At 62.1% G+C, this 14,715-nt stretch carries 20 protein-coding genes; 6 read left to right on the top strand and 14 right to left on the bottom strand.

Annotation, left to right across the window (positions count from 1 at the left end; all coding sequences use genetic code 11):
• Nucleotides 1-120 precede the first annotated feature (120 nt).
• From EN807_RS07255 to EN807_RS07245, 3 genes are all read right to left on the bottom strand, one after another.
• Entirely contained in the window at nt 121-816 is a 696-nt protein-coding gene (locus tag EN807_RS07255) for a DUF1013 domain-containing protein (protein WP_135934428.1), read from the bottom strand.
• 477 nt (nt 817-1,293) lie between these two features.
• Nucleotides 1,294-1,434: a DUF1127 domain-containing protein gene (locus EN807_RS07250; protein WP_065011316.1), complete on the bottom strand. Its 141-nt coding sequence runs from the start codon at nt 1,432-1,434 to the stop codon at nt 1,294-1,296.
• A 132-nt stretch (nt 1,435-1,566) separates the two neighbouring features.
• Nucleotides 1,567-2,580, bottom strand: a complete 1,014-nt coding sequence (locus tag EN807_RS07245) for an NAD(P)H-quinone oxidoreductase (RefSeq protein WP_135934427.1) — start codon at nt 2,578-2,580, stop codon at nt 1,567-1,569.
• A gap of 181 nt (nt 2,581-2,761) precedes the next feature.
• Between EN807_RS07245 and EN807_RS07240 the strand changes: the two genes are divergently transcribed.
• From EN807_RS07240 to EN807_RS07230, 3 genes are all read left to right on the top strand, one after another.
• Nucleotides 2,762-2,956: a DUF1192 family protein gene (locus EN807_RS07240; RefSeq protein WP_135934426.1), complete on the top strand. Its 195-nt coding sequence runs from the start codon at nt 2,762-2,764 to the stop codon at nt 2,954-2,956.
• 76 nt (nt 2,957-3,032) lie between these two features.
• Nucleotides 3,033-4,280: an MFS transporter gene (locus EN807_RS07235; RefSeq protein WP_135934425.1), complete on the top strand. Its 1,248-nt coding sequence runs from the start codon at nt 3,033-3,035 to the stop codon at nt 4,278-4,280.
• Nucleotides 4,281-4,311: 31 nt separating this feature from the next.
• Nucleotides 4,312-4,587, top strand: coding sequence for a metalloregulator ArsR/SmtB family transcription factor (locus tag EN807_RS07230; protein ID WP_127314250.1), 276 nt, complete (start codon nt 4,312-4,314; stop codon nt 4,585-4,587).
• A gap of 587 nt (nt 4,588-5,174) precedes the next feature.
• Here the strand turns inward: EN807_RS07230 and EN807_RS07220 are convergent.
• The 4 genes from EN807_RS07220 to EN807_RS07205 all read right to left on the bottom strand — a co-directional run bounded on the left by EN807_RS07220 (nt 5,175) and on the right by EN807_RS07205 (nt 7,634).
• Nucleotides 5,175-5,783 (bottom strand): glutathione S-transferase family protein, encoded by a 609-nt coding sequence (locus EN807_RS07220; protein WP_135934424.1) that lies wholly within the window; start codon nt 5,781-5,783, stop codon nt 5,175-5,177.
• 45 nt (nt 5,784-5,828) lie between these two features.
• Nucleotides 5,829-6,284 (bottom strand): SRPBCC family protein, encoded by a 456-nt coding sequence (locus EN807_RS07215; protein ID WP_135934423.1) that lies wholly within the window; start codon nt 6,282-6,284, stop codon nt 5,829-5,831.
• A gap of 10 nt (nt 6,285-6,294) precedes the next feature.
• Nucleotides 6,295-6,639: a metalloregulator ArsR/SmtB family transcription factor gene (locus tag EN807_RS07210; protein WP_135934422.1), complete on the bottom strand. Its 345-nt coding sequence runs from the start codon at nt 6,637-6,639 to the stop codon at nt 6,295-6,297.
• A 143-nt stretch (nt 6,640-6,782) separates the two neighbouring features.
• Nucleotides 6,783-7,634 (bottom strand): alpha/beta hydrolase, encoded by an 852-nt coding sequence (locus EN807_RS07205; RefSeq protein WP_135934421.1) that lies wholly within the window; start codon nt 7,632-7,634, stop codon nt 6,783-6,785.
• 98 nt (nt 7,635-7,732) lie between these two features.
• Between EN807_RS07205 and EN807_RS07200 the strand changes: the two genes are divergently transcribed.
• Together EN807_RS07200 and EN807_RS07195 are read left to right on the top strand one after the other, a co-directional pair.
• Nucleotides 7,733-8,260, top strand: a complete 528-nt coding sequence (locus EN807_RS07200; RefSeq protein ID WP_135934420.1) for a helix-turn-helix domain-containing protein — start codon at nt 7,733-7,735, stop codon at nt 8,258-8,260.
• 78 nt (nt 8,261-8,338) lie between these two features.
• Nucleotides 8,339-8,572 (top strand): hypothetical protein, encoded by a 234-nt coding sequence (locus EN807_RS07195; RefSeq protein ID WP_029348749.1) that lies wholly within the window; start codon nt 8,339-8,341, stop codon nt 8,570-8,572.
• 233 nt (nt 8,573-8,805) lie between these two features.
• Here EN807_RS07195 and EN807_RS07190 read toward each other — a convergent pair whose 3' ends face one another.
• The 3 genes from EN807_RS07190 to EN807_RS07180 all read right to left on the bottom strand — a co-directional run bounded on the left by EN807_RS07190 (nt 8,806) and on the right by EN807_RS07180 (nt 10,543).
• Nucleotides 8,806-9,207, bottom strand: coding sequence for a hypothetical protein (locus EN807_RS07190; RefSeq protein WP_095517940.1), 402 nt, complete (start codon nt 9,205-9,207; stop codon nt 8,806-8,808).
• A 244-nt stretch (nt 9,208-9,451) separates the two neighbouring features.
• The gene (gene rpmF, locus EN807_RS07185) at nt 9,452-9,634 is read right to left on the bottom strand and encodes a 50S ribosomal protein L32 (protein WP_006203806.1); all 183 of its coding nucleotides are present in this window, start codon (nt 9,632-9,634) and stop codon (nt 9,452-9,454) included.
• Nucleotides 9,635-9,772: 138 nt separating this feature from the next.
• The gene (locus tag EN807_RS07180) at nt 9,773-10,543 is read right to left on the bottom strand and encodes a transglycosylase domain-containing protein (protein WP_135934419.1); all 771 of its coding nucleotides are present in this window, start codon (nt 10,541-10,543) and stop codon (nt 9,773-9,775) included.
• A gap of 77 nt (nt 10,544-10,620) precedes the next feature.
• Here EN807_RS07180 and EN807_RS07175 point away from each other — a divergent pair, with 77 nt between their 5' ends.
• Nucleotides 10,621-11,538 carry a polyprenyl synthetase family protein gene (locus EN807_RS07175; protein WP_065011306.1) on the top strand — a complete coding sequence of 306 codons (918 nt, stop codon included), beginning with the start codon at nt 10,621-10,623 and terminating at the stop codon, nt 11,536-11,538.
• 25 nt (nt 11,539-11,563) lie between these two features.
• Here the strand turns inward: EN807_RS07175 and EN807_RS07170 are convergent, their stop codons facing one another.
• The 4 genes from EN807_RS07170 to EN807_RS07155 all read right to left on the bottom strand — a co-directional run bounded on the left by EN807_RS07170 (nt 11,564) and on the right by EN807_RS07155 (nt 14,713).
• On the bottom strand, nt 11,564-12,472 hold the full coding sequence (locus EN807_RS07170) for a LysR family transcriptional regulator (protein ID WP_135934418.1): 909 nt from the start codon (nt 12,470-12,472) through the stop codon (nt 11,564-11,566).
• 273 nt (nt 12,473-12,745) lie between these two features.
• A complete protein-coding gene (locus EN807_RS07165) occupies nt 12,746-13,483 on the bottom strand; it encodes a class I SAM-dependent methyltransferase (RefSeq protein ID WP_135934417.1) in 738 nt (245 codons plus the stop codon).
• 7 nt (nt 13,484-13,490) lie between these two features.
• Nucleotides 13,491-13,799 carry a hypothetical protein gene (locus EN807_RS07160; protein WP_246684025.1) on the bottom strand — a complete coding sequence of 103 codons (309 nt, stop codon included), beginning with the start codon at nt 13,797-13,799 and terminating at the stop codon, nt 13,491-13,493.
• A gap of 41 nt (nt 13,800-13,840) precedes the next feature.
• On the bottom strand, nt 13,841-14,713 hold the full coding sequence (locus EN807_RS07155) for a lytic transglycosylase domain-containing protein (RefSeq protein ID WP_135934415.1): 873 nt from the start codon (nt 14,711-14,713) through the stop codon (nt 13,841-13,843).
• Between the last annotated feature and the right edge of the window lie 2 nt (nt 14,714-14,715).

Raw genomic sequence — 14,715 nt, 5'->3', positions numbered from 1 at the left:
AACCGCGCGACAAAAGCCGACGATGGCGGCGCCGCCATTGGCTCCGCGCCCAATGGTTACGGAACCGCCGCGCCAAGCTGAACGAGATGGGCCGCCCGGCTTGATGCTTTGCCGGGTATCCTACTCCTCGTCGTCCTTGTCCTCGTCCTTCGACTTCAGCGCCGAAAGCTTGGCGAAGACGGCGTTGGCGTCGAGTTCCGCATCCTCGTCCTTTGGCTTCTCCGACGCTGGCACCAGCCGCTCGGTCAATGCCGCCGGCAGCAGCGTGTCGCCGGCCGGCTGTGCCTGCTCGCGGCCACGCGAGGCGCGGTTGACTTCCATGTCGAGGTCGATCTGCGTGGCGAGACCCAATGTCACCGGATCCATCGGCTGCAGATTGGCCGAGTTCCAGTGCTTCCTGTCACGGATCTGGTCGATCGTCGACTTGGTGGTGCCGACGAGGCGCGCGATCTGCGCGTCCTTCAGCTCGGGATGGTTACGCACCAGCCAGAGGATGGCGTTGGGCCGATCCTGGCGTTTCGACAGCGGCGTGTAGCGCGGACCCTTGCGCTTGGATTCCGGCACCCGCACCTTGGGGTCGGACAGCTTCAGCCGATGGTTCGGGTCCTTCTCGGCGCGTGCAATCTCGTCGCGGGTCAGCTGGCCGGTCATGACCGGGTCCATGCCCTTGATGCCCTGTGCCGATTCGCCATCGGCGATCGCCTTGACCTCGAGCGGATGCAGCCCGCAGAACTGCGCGATCTGCTCGAAGGAGAGCGCGGTATTGTCGACCAGCCAGACGGCGGTCGCCTTGGGCATCAGCAGCGTATTGGCCATTATTGAGATATCCTTCTCGTTCGCCCGCGTTCCCGCGCGGGCGGTGGTTTTAGAGCCACCAAAATGGGAAATTCGCTGCGTATATAACCACTCCGTTGCCGTTTCGCAACGGTTTTGGAAGGTACTGTCGTAAGCACGTGAGTTGTCCGGTTTGATCACCAGGGAACGGAGGCTGGGATGATCGGGCAGCATGGCTGCAGGACCGAGAATGCAGAAGTTTGTGGGAGTGTTGCGCCGCTGGGGGCGTGGAACTTCTTGCAGCATCTTGCCGGCGCCTTCGTAGCACCGGTCGATCATCGCAGCTGCTGCTGCACGGACTCCAAAACGACAAAACCCGCCGGACAGGGTCCAGCGGGCTCGGAACCGGCGACGGGAAGCCCGTCTGCTGCGGCTCTGGCTTCTAAAGCATGATCTCGAACCGAAGCACCAAGTCGCGAAAAAGCGGCTTGATGCTTTCAGGCGATATCACGCTTGAGATCAAAGCGCCTTGCGGGCGATCCTCTCGATGTCACCACGGTTGATGCCGAGGTCGTTGAGCTGACGGGCGTTCAGGCGGTTCAGTTCGCGCACGGTTTCATTGTACATGCGCCAGTTACGGAAAGCACGGATCGGGTTCATGGTAGTCCTCCATCGTTTCGATGCCGCTCAAGTAGGCATCGTTGATGAAAAGTTGAACAGACGCTTTTGCATGGCCGCAATGCGTTTGTTGCATTGCACAATTAAGCCTTTGTTCAGCTTGTTTGCCGACCGTCAGCCGACATCGAGCACGATCTTGCCGATGTGGTCGCCGTCCTCCATTCGCTCATGCGCCCGCCACGCTTCCTTGAGCGGGAAGATCATGTCCATGACGGGTGCTACCTTGCGGGTGCCGAGCAGCGGCCACACCTGCGCCTCCAGCGCCGCGGCGATCGCCGCCTTGAATTCGACGGTGCGCGGCCGCAGCGTCGAGCCGGTGTGGGTGAGCCGCTTGACCATCATCTTCGAGAAATCGGCGCTTGCCACCGCCCCGCTCTGCGTGGCGATCTGGACGATGCGGCCTTCCACCGCCGCGGCCTCGTAGTTTCGCGCCACATAGTCGCCGCCGACCATGTCGAGGATGACGTTGGCACCCTTGCCGCCGGTCGCGTCCTTGACCGCCGCGACGAAATCCTCCTCGCGGTAGTTGATCGCCCGGTCGGCGCCAAGCTTCAGGCAGGCGTCGCACTTCTCCTGGCTGCCGGCGGTGGAGATGACATAGGCGCCGAAGGCCGAGGCGAGCTGGATCGCCGTGGTGCCGATCCCGGACGAGCCGCCATGGACGAGCAGCGTCTCGCCGCTCTTCAGGCCGCCGCGCTCGAAGACATTATGCCAGACGGTGAAGTAGTTTTCCGGTACCGCCGCCGCTTCCGTGTGGGTAAAGCCGGCGGGCAGCGGCAGCACGCTGCCGGCATGGACCTTGACGTATTCGGCATAGCCGCCGCCGGGCGTCAGCGCGCAGACCCGGTCGCCGACACGCCAGCGCGATATCTCGTCGCCAAGAGCTGCAACTTCGCCTGACGCTTCGAGGCCCGGCAGGTCCGACGCACCGGGCGGCGGCGGATAGACGCCTTTGCGTTGCTGCACATCCGGCCGGTTGATACCGGCGGCACGCACCCGGATCAGGATTTCGCCGGGACCTGGCACGGGCACGTCGCGCGTTTCCGGTTTCAGCACTCGCGGTCCGCCGGGTTCCGAGATCGCAATGGCCGTCATCTTCGCCGGAATTTTGTTCTGTCCACTCGCCATGAATTTTCCCGTCTCGCTTCGCCAGTTTCTTGCCAGCTGCCGGTTTTCTTGCCGACTGTTTGCATCCATGCCCCTGCCCTATGTATGCTGATTGCCAAATCAGGCAAATGGCCACTGCAGCGCCTGGCGTTCGATTGGACGCGCAAAGGATGCTGTAGCAGCGCATGAGCGAGGAGCGACGATGGCGATCTTCGACGACGAACCCAAAAAGAGAGCCCGCCCGCATGAGATCGGGCAGGATCTGTCGCTGCTTTCCCTTAGCGAACTGTCCGAGCGGATCGGCATCTTGCGCGACGAGATCGCCCGGCTCGAAGCCGAGCTCAATACCAAGAGCACTACCAAATCAGCGGCCGAGGCCCTGTTCCGCCGCGGATAGTTTCCAGAGCAGAAGCGCCCGCCGCCGAAAAGCTCGAATCTTCAGACCCTCCCCAAATTCCAGCCGGATCAGCTAAATGTTTGCAAGCTACCGACCGATCCTCTCGCTGCTTCGCGGCACCGCTTTCCTGCTGGCGGCGACCGGACTGCACGGCCTGCTGTTGCCGCTGCGCGGCCAGTTGGAAGGTTTCTCGACCGCATCGCTCGGCCTGATGGGCACGGCCTGGGCCGGCGGCTTCGTCACCGGCTGCTTCTTTGCGCCGCGCCTGGTGCGCCGCGCCGGTCACGTACGCGCTTTCGGCGCCTTTGCGGCATCGGGTGCCATCGTCGCCCTGCTCACCGGCCTGATCATCGACGAATATGTCTGGATCCTGCTACGCGCCTTCACCGGCTTCACCATGGCCGGCGCCTTCATGGTCATCGAAAGCTGGCTGAACGAGAAGTCCACCAACGAGAACCGCGGCACCGTCTTCGGCCTTTACATGATGGTCACCTATGCTTCGATCATGGGCGGGCAGATGATCGTTGCCGGCGGCGACGTGAAGTCGGCCTCGCTGTTCATGATCACCGGTATCCTGTTCTGCCTGTCGCTCATTCCGACCGCGGTGTCGACGGCTTCGCACCCCAAGCCGCTGCAGGATGTCTCGCTCGACGTCAAGGGGCTCTATGTCAATTCGCCGGTGTCGGCGATCGCCTGCGTTTTGATCGGCATCGCTAACGGCGCCTGGGGCACCCTTGGTGCCGTCTATGGCGCCCGTATCGGCATTTCCACGGCCGAGATCGCGCTGATGATGAGCTTGGTGGTCGTTGCCGGCGCAGCCATGCAACTTCCGGCCGGGCGTCTCTCCGACAAGACCGACCGCCGGTTTGTGCTGGCGGGCCTGGCCTTCGGCGCGGCGCTGTTCGCCGTCGCGGTCTTCCTGTTCGAGCCGCGCTCCGGCGTCTTCGTCATCGTCTGCACCGCCGCCTACGGCGCTTTTGCCTATACGCTATATTCGATCGCCGTGGCACATGCCAACGACCACGCCCGGGCGGAGGATTTCGTTAAAGTGTCGGGCGGCCTGCTGCTGCTCTATGGCTTCGGCACGATGATCGGGCCGCTGCTGGCCGCCGGCCTGATGGGCTGGATGCGGCCGGAAGGCCTGTTCCTTGCGACGGCCTTCGCGCATCTTTGCCTGGCGGGCTATACGCTGCTGCGCATCAGTCGGCGCGCGCCAGTGCCGATCGAAGGCCGCGACGCCTTCAAGACGCAACCGGCCGAGCGCTCGATCACGCCGGAAGCCTTGCGGCTCGATCCGCGCAGAAAGCCTGAAACCAACGGTTGAGATTTAGAAAACTTTGCCCCACAAATAGGGCATGATGTTTTCCGACGCCTTCATGGCGATAGCCGATCCCAACCGGCGCCATCTTTTGGAAGAGCTCCGGCGCGGCCCGAAGACCGTCAACGAACTGGCCGCCGGGTTGCCGGTCTCCCGCCCGGCTGTTTCGCAGCATCTAAAGGTGCTGCTCGATGCCGGACTGGTCAACGCCAAACCGGAAGGGACAAGACGCGTCTATACGGTCAGCAATGCCGGCTTCCTGAAGCTCAACATCTGGCTCGACCAGTTCTGGGATGCTGAGCAGCTTGGTTGACAGCGCAAGCGCGCCGTCACGCCTCGGCCAGTGGCGCACCAAGCGCGTCGAGCAGCTCGCCTGTGCCATGCTTGCGGTGCCGAGATCATCGTGGCTGTCGAGAAGGCACCCCTGTTGGGTCCTACCGCCTTGGCAAGCCGATGAGCTAGCTCAATGGTTGCTGCGGGACGAAAACGCCGTCCTTGTAGGTGGCGCCGAAATAGGCCTCGACGCTGCGCAGCTACCGTCCTGGAACGAATGCAGTTCGGTGTTGCGGAAGACCTTGCCGTCGAGCGTTTCGCAGCGATAGAGAACGAAAGCATCGTTGCCGTCCTCGCAAATCCTCTCGACGGCGATCGACTTGAATAGCGTGCTGTTCGGCCAACAGCGAGCGAAGTAAGTCGCGCGGTCGATGGCCTCGTCATAGGGGCTGGTGAAGGTGAAATCGTCGTCAGCACGGCCTCGATGACGCTGCGGTCGTTGGCCTGGTAGGCGGCGAAGTAACTGCGGATCAGGTCCGATCTGCTTTGACAGGCGAAAGCTCGTTTGGATTCAGGTGCTGGCGTTGAGCCGCAGATCGTCCCATCGAGACAGTGTCGGGCATCGGCCTAAGCGTTCCAGCTTGGACGTTTCTGAACACGGTCGAGCCAATGATGGACATTGACGAGCGCGTCCGGAATGTCGGCTCCGAAGAAGGCGCCAAGCCACGCTGCGACGGCGGCGGTGATATCGGCGACGGAATACTGGTCGCCGGCGATGAACGGGCGGCCATCGGCGATCTCGCGGTCAAGCCACGCCCACTTTGCCGGAACGGCTTCGCGTTGCGTTTCGGCGAAAGCCGGGAACTGCACGAGCCGCTCCGCAAACATGGGATCGGAATGCTGGGCAATGCTACCGATCGTTCCGAAGATTTCGATCTCGGCGCGGCGGTTCCACATTTCGACCTTGCCTTGGCTGACCGCGTCCGAGCCGAACAGTGCCGGCGTCGGATGAAGCGCCTCCAGATAGCGGCAGATGGCGATGCTTTCGGTGATCACCGTGCCGTCGTCGAGCACGAGCACGGGAATCTGGCCTAGTGAGTTGAGCTCCAGGAATTGCGGCGCCTTGTGCTCGCCTTTTGTAAGGTCGACAACAACCCGCGGAACGTCGATGCCTTTCTCAGCCATGAAGATGCGAACGCGGTAGGAATTCGGACCGATGCCGCAGTAGAGTTTCATACTATCCTCCCGACTCTGCTGGTCTTTTGGCTCAGGCTGCGGCGCTCATGCGCATTCTACCCGCAAGTTGTTGAGCATCTGGCTCCAGCCAGCCTGATGGTTTTCGGGCTGATCATGGCCATCAAGAAAGGCGCCTTGCTCGGTCATCACCAGCCGGCAGCCTGTGCCTTCTGGACTGAATTCAACCGTCAGCAGGCCCACCAACAATCGCTGGCCGCTGCTGGTCATGCCGCCAGCCGAGACGATGCGCTGGTCGCGCACGATGTCGAGGTAGCGCGTCTCGTTCACATAACTCTCGCCACCCTTGGGTCCGAAACGGCTGAGCGCAATGCCGCCCACCTGGAACTCGAAGCAGTCAATGCTGGTTTCCCACCCCTCTCCGGGCGAGCCCCAGCGCTGCAATGCGGCGGGATCGCACCAGGCGGCGAACACCCGCGCCGGCGAAGCGTCGTAGCTGCGTTCGAGCACTATGGTCGAATGGACGACGGAGCGTTCGGTCATGTTGGCCTCCTCAGTTTCCTTCGGTTTCGTCCTTGGTTTCCGCAAGAAAGGCGCCGAGTTGGTCGAGCCGCTGTTCCCAGTTCAGGCGCCGTTCGTTGATCCAGTGTTCGGCGGTCCTCAGCGCCTTCGGCTCGATCTGGCAGGTGCGCACCCGGCCGAGCTTTTCGGTGCGGACGAGGCCGCTCGCCTCCAGCACGTTCAGGTGCTGGACGACCGCCGACAACGACATCGCCAGCGGCTCGGCCAACTGGCTGACCGAGGCGGAGCCGCGTGACAGCCGCTCCACCATGTGCCGCCGCGCCGGGTCGGCGAGCGCCTGGAACATCAGGTCGAGCTGGGCGCTATCTTGCAGCATCGGACTTAACCGTTGTTGTAGGGGAAGAGCTTGAAGTAGGACATTGTTTCGCTCGTTCCTTTGGTGCTTCGCCGCTGCGTGTTTTTACAGAGAGCCAGACACTGAAGCATCTACTTAACTATTGTCAAGGTCCGGCTCCGCGCTTATCTGGCTTGGCTATGGGTGACAATGGCATCGACGATCGTGGCCCAATCGTCGGGATGGAGTTCGTGGCCGCCGCCTTCAATGCGGACAAGGCTTGCGCCGGCAACCGCTTCGGCAAGGGCGGCGCCATGCTCGACCGGAAAAATCGGATCCGCGGTGCCGTGGATAACGAGGAGCGGAACCTTCAATTCGTGCAGGCGACCCCTCCAGTCTTCCCCGCCCCGATCTTCACCGCTCTTAAGCAGGAAGTGATTGGTCGCGCTCAATAAGCCGCCGGATCGGTCGTAATCCTGTTCGACGAACGCCCTCGTCAGCTTCTCGTCGAATGGATGCGCGGTGCCGGCGATTGCGTGCGCGTCCTTGACGATGAAGTCGACCACCTCGTCACGGTTCGACCAGTCGACTTTCGCGCCTTCAGCCGAATGCTTCATATAGGCGTCGGTCGTCCCTGGCAGATGCGACGTGTCGATCCCGATTGGCGAAGTGCTGATCGCCGTAAGCGAGATGATCCGCGACGGATGTTTCAGTGCCACAAGCTGCGCGATCATGCCGCCCATCGACATGCCGGCCACATGCGCTTTCGCGATGCCATAACTGTCTAGGACGCGGATGGCGTCGTCCGCCATGTCGTCGAAAGTGTAAGGCGGTTCGCCCGGCGCATATTTGGTCGAGCGGCCGGTATCGCGATTGTCATAGCGGATCACGAACAGACCCTTGCCGGCCAATTTCCGGCAGAACGCCTCCGGCCACCAGAGCATCGAAGCCATGGCACCCATGATCAGCAGCATCGGTGGGTGCGCGGGGTCGCCAAACGTCTCGGACGCGATTTCGGGTTCCGCAGCCTTCATCATGATCGCAGTCTCCTCCCTAAAGCCGATTGCATTTTGCAATCAGTTGCACGATAATAGTACTGATATTATAATGCAACCGGTTTTTTTTGGAGAGTCGCATGAGCATCGATCGCCGGTCTGGGTGCCCGATCAACCTGTCGCTTGAAGTGTTTGGCGACCGGTGGAGCCTGATCATCCTTCGCGACATGATTTTCGGCGGCAAACGCCACTTTCGCGACCTGCTCAACGGGTCGCTGGAAGGAATCGCTTCCAACATACTCGCTGATCGGCTGAAGCGGCTGATGGAGCTCGGCATGCTGACCAGGGCGGACGATCCCACCCACAAGCAGAAGGCAATCTACAGCCTGACCGAAATGGCGATCACGCTGGTGCCGATCCTGGCGCATCTCGGCGCCTGGGGTCGAGTCTGGCTGCCTGTCAGCGAGGATCTCTCGATCCGCGCCGAGCTTTTGGAGAAGGGCGGCCCGCCGATGTGGGAAAAGTTCATGGACGAACTGCGCCACGAACATCTGGGCACGCCTTCCGACACGCTCCCGGATGCCACCGTGCGTGCCACCCTGCAGGCCGGATACGAGGCGGTTGCCGCTCGAAAGGCGCCGGGCGCCAGGTGCGATTCCCGCGCCTGACCAACTTATTTTCCCCATTGCAGGTCGGCTCTGCTATTAAAGGAATGAAAACTATAATTTACGGGATTGGAAAAGCCCTTGGTTGAGAACTCTAAGGATACTGCCCGCGCGCGGGCCGATTTGCGTTTCAAGAAGCAGGAAGAGGCAGCCACGGTTCGCCAGAAGGCGATGGCGGAATATGTCGCCGAGAGCGACGCCCGCCAGATAAAGACCAACAAACTGAGGGCGCTCCGCCTTGCCAAGGAAGCGGAAGACCTCGCCAATGCGCCGGCTGCTCCGGTGAAGAAGCCGGCGCGCGCCAAGAAAAAATAGGGCTGGTTCGCAGCGCATAATGCTGGAAGCCGGAATCGGTTTCCGGAAAGAAGCTTGCGCGATTCAAATCGCAGACCGTCCTTTGCGCGTCGCACTGCGCTCTAATCTTCGATAACCCATCTAAAATCGCCGGCGTCTCCGACGTGCCGGCGCGGGCGTGTCCTGCCCGTCTCCGGCGGTGCTGATCCGCGACGAGGCCGGCGTCATCATCGGCGCTGTTGAGGCCGGGCTCTCTAGCCCATGTTTATGTCACGAGTGGCCGCTCGCATCGATACTGAGAAGCCGGCCAGGACATCGACCAGTGTGATGACCATCAGTGTGAAGAAAACCGAGTGCGCCGCGCCCTTCACCAGCAGGAACTCGACCAGGAACGCCACGAAGACGAAGGTCGACAACAGGTGGTCCATGATCGAGGCGTTCGACGTGCGCGTCGATTTCACGATTTCGATGAAGAAGAGGATCAGCCCGATCAGCACGATCAGATCGCCGAGCGTCATCGAGAACACTCCGCCCGACATCATGCGGATCGAGAACATTTGGCTTGCCCAGGGATCGTCGCCGCCGCCGAATATTCCCAGAAGCCCCAGATTATAGAGGACGAAGGGCACGATCAGCAGCGGGATGGCACCAAACATCAGAAGGCTCCGATTGGACAACCTTCTCTAGTATGCGCTCGGCGTTCGCCGTCAAGAATTTTCGTACGTGACCGCGAACACGGACCAAGACGGTGCGAAATAACCATGTCAGCCGGCGCGGCTGCCGTCCGGTACGGCTGCTGAGCTCTCTGAAATTGGTTCGGTGGGCGATCATCTCCGCCAAGTGCAAAAAGACCGGCGCGATGGCCGGTCTTCGGGAGTCACAAAACCGTCGAAAGCGTTCTCAGCTTTCCTTCGGCTCCAGAACCTGGCGACCGCGATACATACCGGTCTTCAGGTCGATATGGTGCGGGCGGCGCATCTCGCCGGAATTCTTGTCCTCGACATAGGTCGGGGCCTTCAAGGCATCGGCCGAACGGCGCATGCCGCGCTTCGACGGAGAGGTTTTTCGTTTCGGTACGGCCATGGATATGCTCCACTACATGGTCAAAATGCCCCGGCTGCCCTCGTGAAAGGGCCGCGTCAGGGGCCGGAATCTGAGAAAGTCGGGTGCCTATACACGCCCTGCGCCGTTTTGGCCAGCGTCGCCGCAAATTTTTTTAAGCTAACGCAGACAGCCGACATAGGCGCCGGACCGGCCCGCGCGCCGCTCGATCAGCGCGGCCAGCCGTCTCAGCCCCGGTCCGGGCTTCGCCGGGTTGCGCGCGATTGGGTTCGGCAAGGTGACGGCAAGCAGCGCCGCCTGGCGACGCGACAATCGTTTTGCCGAAACCCCGAAATGGTGCTGGGCGGCGGCCTCGATGCCATAGATGCCCGGCCCCCATTCGGCGATATTGAGATAGATTTCCATAATGCGCCGTTTCGACATCACCATGTCGACATAGACGGCCAGCGGCAGCTCGACGACTTTCCGGACCGAGCCCAGCGGCCGCGACCAGAGATAAAGGTTCTTCACGGTCTGCATGGTGATGGTCGAGGCGCCGCGCGTCATCTCGCCGGCCAGCGCATCGTCGACGACGCCCCTCAACTCGCCAAGGTCGATGCCGCGATGGAAACAGAACTGCCCGTCTTCCGACATGACAACCGAATTCGCCAGCGCCGGCGCCACATCGTCGATCGAGACCCAGCGCCGGTCATAGCCGGAAAACGTCGACAGATCCTTCAGCATCAGTGTCGACACCGGATGCACGAACGGCGGCAGATACAGAAAGGTCAATACCACCGGCATCAGCGCCAGCACGACGGCGACCGTGATGCCGCGCCGGACCCAGTGCCGGGGCCAACGTTTGAGACCGATGCGGTTGCCGCGTTTCGGCCTCACCATGTCCAGCCCTTCGGTTTCGTGATCGACGATCGGTTCCGCCAAGCCGCTCAATCCATGCTGCTCCTGCCCCGGCATAATGGCGCTTGGCTTCTTGCGCAACGTCTGAGTGTCAGCTACCCGTCCCCGGCATGACGAAAGACGATCAAATGCCGTTCGAGGCAGCGCTTGTCGCGCGCACAGGTCCGGTCGAGGCGCTGCTCAGGCGACTGCTCGACGACCGTCCGCTTTCAGGCGAGATCGCGCGGCCGCAACGTCTGATGGAGGCGATGCGCCACGGCGTGCTGAACGGCGGCAAGCGCCTGCGCCCTTTTCTGGTCATGGAAAGCGCCGCGCTGTTTTCCGCCGACGGCGAGGCGGCGCTGCGCGTGGCGGCGGCGCTCGAATGCGTGCATTGCTATTCGCTGATCCATGACGATCTGCCGGCCATGGACGACGACGATCTGCGCCGTGGCCAGCCGACCGTGCACAAGGCCTTCGACGAGGCGACCGCTATCCTCGCTGGCGACGCCTTGCTGGCGCTCGCCTTCGACATCATTGCCGACGAAGCGACAATGCTGCCGGCCGAGCGACGGGCGGCGCTGGTGCTGGCGCTGGCCCGCGCTGCCGGAGCCGGCGGCATGGTCGGCGGCCAGATGCTCGATCTCGAAGCCGAGCGTATCAGGCCGGACGAGGCCGGCATCATCCGGCTTCAGGCGATGAAGACCGGCGCACTGATCCGCTTCGCCTGCGAGGCGGGCGCAATCCTTGCCGGCGCGCCAGCGGCGGACCGTGAAAGACTGGCGGAATTCGGCTCCGCGATCGGGCTTGCCTTTCAACTTGCCGACGATTTGCTCGATCTGACGGCGGACGCGCACCAGATGGGCAAGGCAACCGGCAAGGATGCAGCCGCCGGCAAGGCGACGCTGGTGGCGCTGCACGGCGCCAATTGGGCGCGGGGCCAGCTTCAAGGCCTCGTTGACCAGGCTCACGCCTTGCTTCATCCCTATGGCGGACACGCCGCGCTTCTGAAGCAGGCAGCGGAATTCGTGGCGGCCCGCAACAGCTGACGCTGTTCCAGGCTGTACTGCCGTCCTATGGCGCGCCGTGTAGCCAAGGAGGGTTGGCGAATTGTTCGGCCAGGAAATCCACGAACACGCACACACGCGGCGCCAGGATTCGACCAGGCGGATAGACGGCGCAGATTGGCGGTCCATCATGATGATTGTATCCGGTGAGCAATGCGGTCAGTCTGCCTATCCTGATATCCGGTCCAACCAATATCTCCGACATGCACACGATGCCGACACCGGCGAGCGCCAGCCGGCGTAGCGCTTCCGTGCTGTTGGCCTCTATCGGGCTGCGGATACGCATGCTTTGCGGACCGTCCGGGCCATCGAATTCCCAGATGTTGAGGCCGCCACGTGATGTGATGCCAAGACATGTATGATGTTGAAGATCGCCTGGCGTCATCGGGATACCGTGTTTTTCGAGATACCGAGCTGACGCGCAAATGACACGGTGATTGGGCGCCAGCCGCCGCATCACCAGCCTGGAATCGCTCTGGGCGGCAACGCGCACGGCGACGTCCGTTTCCTCAGCCAATAGGTCGACAATCGCATCTGTGAACATTAGCTCGAGCTCGATGGCAGGGTAGCGATCGATGAAGGCCGGTAACATCGGCACGATCAAACGATGGCCGAAGGCGCTTGGAAGACTGACCCGCAGCCGGCCGCGTGGTTCTGCGCCGGGTTGAATCGCGATTTCAGCCTCTTTGATGTCGTTCAGGATACGGCGAGCGCTATCGGCATAGGTGCTGCCTTCCGCCGTCAAGCTGATCCGCCGCGTCGAGCGTTGAAGCAATCGCACGCCAAGGCGGGACTCAAGCCGCCCGATGATCTTGCTGACGGCCGATGGGCTCAACCGCAGCCGGCGTGCCGCCGCCGAGAAATCGCCTTCCTCGACAACCGACAGGAACACACCCATCGTTTCTGGCCGGTCCATGGTCATCTATTCCAACTCGTCACAGATGAACAGAAATTATCATCGATTATCGGCACGCGCGATACATAATATGATCTCTTCTTCAGCATCAAAAATACCGGCGAGGAGGTGCGATGGGTTCAGAACAGCCAAATCTGCGCGATGCTCACGAGTTGCATCGGTGGGCGCGTCGCCAGCGCAGCGCCGCAATTGGCCGGTGGTGCTTTCGGCTCGTCCGTGCGCTCAATCGGTCACGGCAAAAGATGGAAAACCGCTCAAGGCAAACCATCCGAGCTAGCGCAACCGGCCAATCGGGATGATTTCCGGCGAGGTATCGAGATATTGCTCGCCCTGCCAACTCCCGAGCCATTCTTCGACGACCAGTCCGCTCTCGTCCAGCATCTGCGCAAGGCTTTCCTTTGTCGGGAAGGCGATTTCCGATTCGGCGCTGAGCACCCGCCCACTGTCGGGGATTTCATAATGGGTCGAGTAGGTGACGACACCGGTAGCGGGATCGCGCCTAAAATCGTTCCACGCTCTTACGGTGCCCAATTCGGGATGACTGAGTTCCCGTTGCGACTGTTCCGGCGTCCACTCGAGCCATTCCTGCGCGATTGGATTTCGCGTGTCGAAGATGAAGCACCCATCGGCAGCCAGATGAGCGGCGATCGTGGCAAGCACCGCCTCTCGATCTTCTGGCGTCAGAAACACCTGGAAGGCGTGCCCGGTCAAAATCACCAGGTCGAAGCGTCGTCCAAGCCGGACGTTGCGCGCATCGGCCTCGACCCAGTCGACCCTCTGCCCGCCGGCTCTGCGGCGCGCGACGTCGAGCATCGCCGGCGCCGGATCGACGCCGGTCACGCTGCGCCGATCGGCGAGCGCCGCCGCCAATTGCCCGGTACCGCAGCCGAGATCGAGAACCGAGCCCGCGGCCTTGGCAAAGCCGACGCAATAGTCGAAGTCCACGCCGCCTTCGTTCTCGATATCGTAGAACTGGACGAGGTCGGGATCGCTGTAAAGAAGGTCGGTCATTGTGGGCCTATAGCTGGAATTTTGCTTTTATGCGCCTGGCGCACTCCAGCGGCGTGAGCGTGCTGGTGTCGATTTCGAGATCGTAGCTGATATTCTTGTGCACGCGGTCATATCGCCAGCGCGACAGCCCCGGCAAGCGGTCGACCCGCTGGATTCGCGAGCCTTCGAGAACGTCCAGCGGAGCAAAGACGCCGACCAGGCATAGATCGAAATCCGACAGCCACCTCAGATACTCCGGCATCTCGCCGTCGCACAGCACATTATCGACAATGAGGTTGTTGCCTTGTGCCGCCATCGCGGCGATGGCGTGCCGCATGCCAGCACTTTCAGGTCCGAACAAGCGCCGACATATCGCCTTTACCGATTCCGCACCACAATGCATGCACCGCCGACGCTTTGCAGTTTCTGGCAGATATTGTTGGCCTTGGCTTTGGAGTCGGCGCCGATCCGGACTGCATAGATGCCGCGCCTGCCGATCGGCGTGCGCACCCGGCTGACCACCGGATTATGGTCCTTAAGCAAGGCCGGAAACCGGCGCTTCACACCATTCCATTGACTGAGAGCCGCGGCGCGGCGGAAATTGCCGGCCACCTGCACGCCCCACGGCTTGATGTTGATCGACGCCATGGCCACGGTTTGGGACTTGATGACCGGCAGCCTGCGGCAGGCGACCGCGAAGCTCGCTTTCTTGTCGAGCGGCCGGATGGTGCCGGCATAGGCGGTGTCGGTGAACCTGTCGGCCGGCTCGCCCATGATGTCCAGAACGTAGTCTTCGGTCTCCATCGGCAGGAAGCCACCGGAACTCAGCCAGCGCGACACCCGGTTTTCACCGGCATTGTAGGCGGCGGCCGCCAGGCCCAGATTGCCGAAGCCGGTTTTCATCTCGGCGAGATATTTTGCCGAGGCCGGGATGGCCTGCTCGATATCGAAGGAATTGGCAAGGCCGCGTATCTTGGCGGTGCCCGGCATGAACTGGGCTATGCCTTCGGCGCCGACCGGACTGACCGCATTGGGATCGAAGCGGCTTTCCTTCCAGATCAGCCGGGCAAAGAAATCCTTGGAAAGGCCGTTTTGATCGGCATGGGCCTCGATCAGGTTGCAAACACGGTCGAGCAGCCGCTGCTTGGCGGGGCGGGGCGGATCGGCGTGGGCGGCTGTCGCCCAGCCGAGCGCGCCGAGCAAAACCAATCCACCAAGCAAAACCGGCGTCGCCCAGAGGAAGCGCCGCATCG

This window comes from Mesorhizobium sp. M5C.F.Ca.ET.164.01.1.1, assembly GCF_004792125.1.
Taxonomy (GTDB): Bacteria; Pseudomonadota; Alphaproteobacteria; order Rhizobiales; family Rhizobiaceae; genus Mesorhizobium; species Mesorhizobium wenxiniae.
This window is presented reverse-complemented; position numbering and strand designations above follow the sequence as displayed.

Bases quoted from the DNA above. Each gene is read 5' to 3' on its own strand.
- EN807_RS07215 (WP_135934423.1), bottom strand. From the start codon at position 6,284: ATGACCGAACGCTCCGTCGTCCATTCGACCATAGTGCTCGAACGCAGC.
- EN807_RS07220 (WP_135934424.1), bottom strand. From the start codon at position 5,783: ATGAAACTCTACTGCGGCATCGGTCCGAATTCCTACCGCGTTCGCATC.
- EN807_RS07170 (WP_135934418.1), bottom strand. From the start codon at position 12,472: ATGGACCGGCCAGAAACGATGGGTGTGTTCCTGTCGGTTGTCGAGGAA.
- EN807_RS07255 (WP_135934428.1), bottom strand. From the start codon at position 816: ATGGCCAATACGCTGCTGATGCCCAAGGCGACCGCCGTCTGGCTGGTC.
- rpmF (WP_006203806.1), bottom strand. From the start codon at position 9,634: ATGGCCGTACCGAAACGAAAAACCTCTCCGTCGAAGCGCGGCATGCGC.
- EN807_RS07165 (WP_135934417.1), bottom strand. From the start codon at position 13,483: ATGACCGACCTTCTTTACAGCGATCCCGACCTCGTCCAGTTCTACGAT.
- EN807_RS07160 (WP_246684025.1), bottom strand. From the start codon at position 13,799: ATGCGGCACGCCATCGCCGCGATGGCGGCACAAGGCAACAACCTCATT.
- EN807_RS07240 (WP_135934426.1), top strand. From the start codon at position 2,762: ATGGCGATCTTCGACGACGAACCCAAAAAGAGAGCCCGCCCGCATGAG.
- EN807_RS07230 (WP_127314250.1), top strand. From the start codon at position 4,312: ATGATGTTTTCCGACGCCTTCATGGCGATAGCCGATCCCAACCGGCGC.
- EN807_RS07210 (WP_135934422.1), bottom strand. From the start codon at position 6,639: ATGCTGCAAGATAGCGCCCAGCTCGACCTGATGTTCCAGGCGCTCGCC.
- EN807_RS07245 (WP_135934427.1), bottom strand. From the start codon at position 2,580: ATGGCGAGTGGACAGAACAAAATTCCGGCGAAGATGACGGCCATTGCG.
- EN807_RS07205 (WP_135934421.1), bottom strand. From the start codon at position 7,634: ATGATGAAGGCTGCGGAACCCGAAATCGCGTCCGAGACGTTTGGCGAC.
- EN807_RS07235 (WP_135934425.1), top strand. From the start codon at position 3,033: ATGTTTGCAAGCTACCGACCGATCCTCTCGCTGCTTCGCGGCACCGCT.
- EN807_RS07190 (WP_095517940.1), bottom strand. From the start codon at position 9,207: ATGTTTGGTGCCATCCCGCTGCTGATCGTGCCCTTCGTCCTCTATAAT.
- EN807_RS07155 (WP_135934415.1), bottom strand. From the start codon at position 14,713: ATGCGGCGCTTCCTCTGGGCGACGCCGGTTTTGCTTGGTGGATTGGTT.
- EN807_RS07200 (WP_135934420.1), top strand. From the start codon at position 7,733: ATGAGCATCGATCGCCGGTCTGGGTGCCCGATCAACCTGTCGCTTGAA.
- EN807_RS07175 (WP_065011306.1), top strand. From the start codon at position 10,621: ATGACGAAAGACGATCAAATGCCGTTCGAGGCAGCGCTTGTCGCGCGC.
- EN807_RS07250 (WP_065011316.1), bottom strand. From the start codon at position 1,434: ATGAACCCGATCCGTGCTTTCCGTAACTGGCGCATGTACAATGAAACC.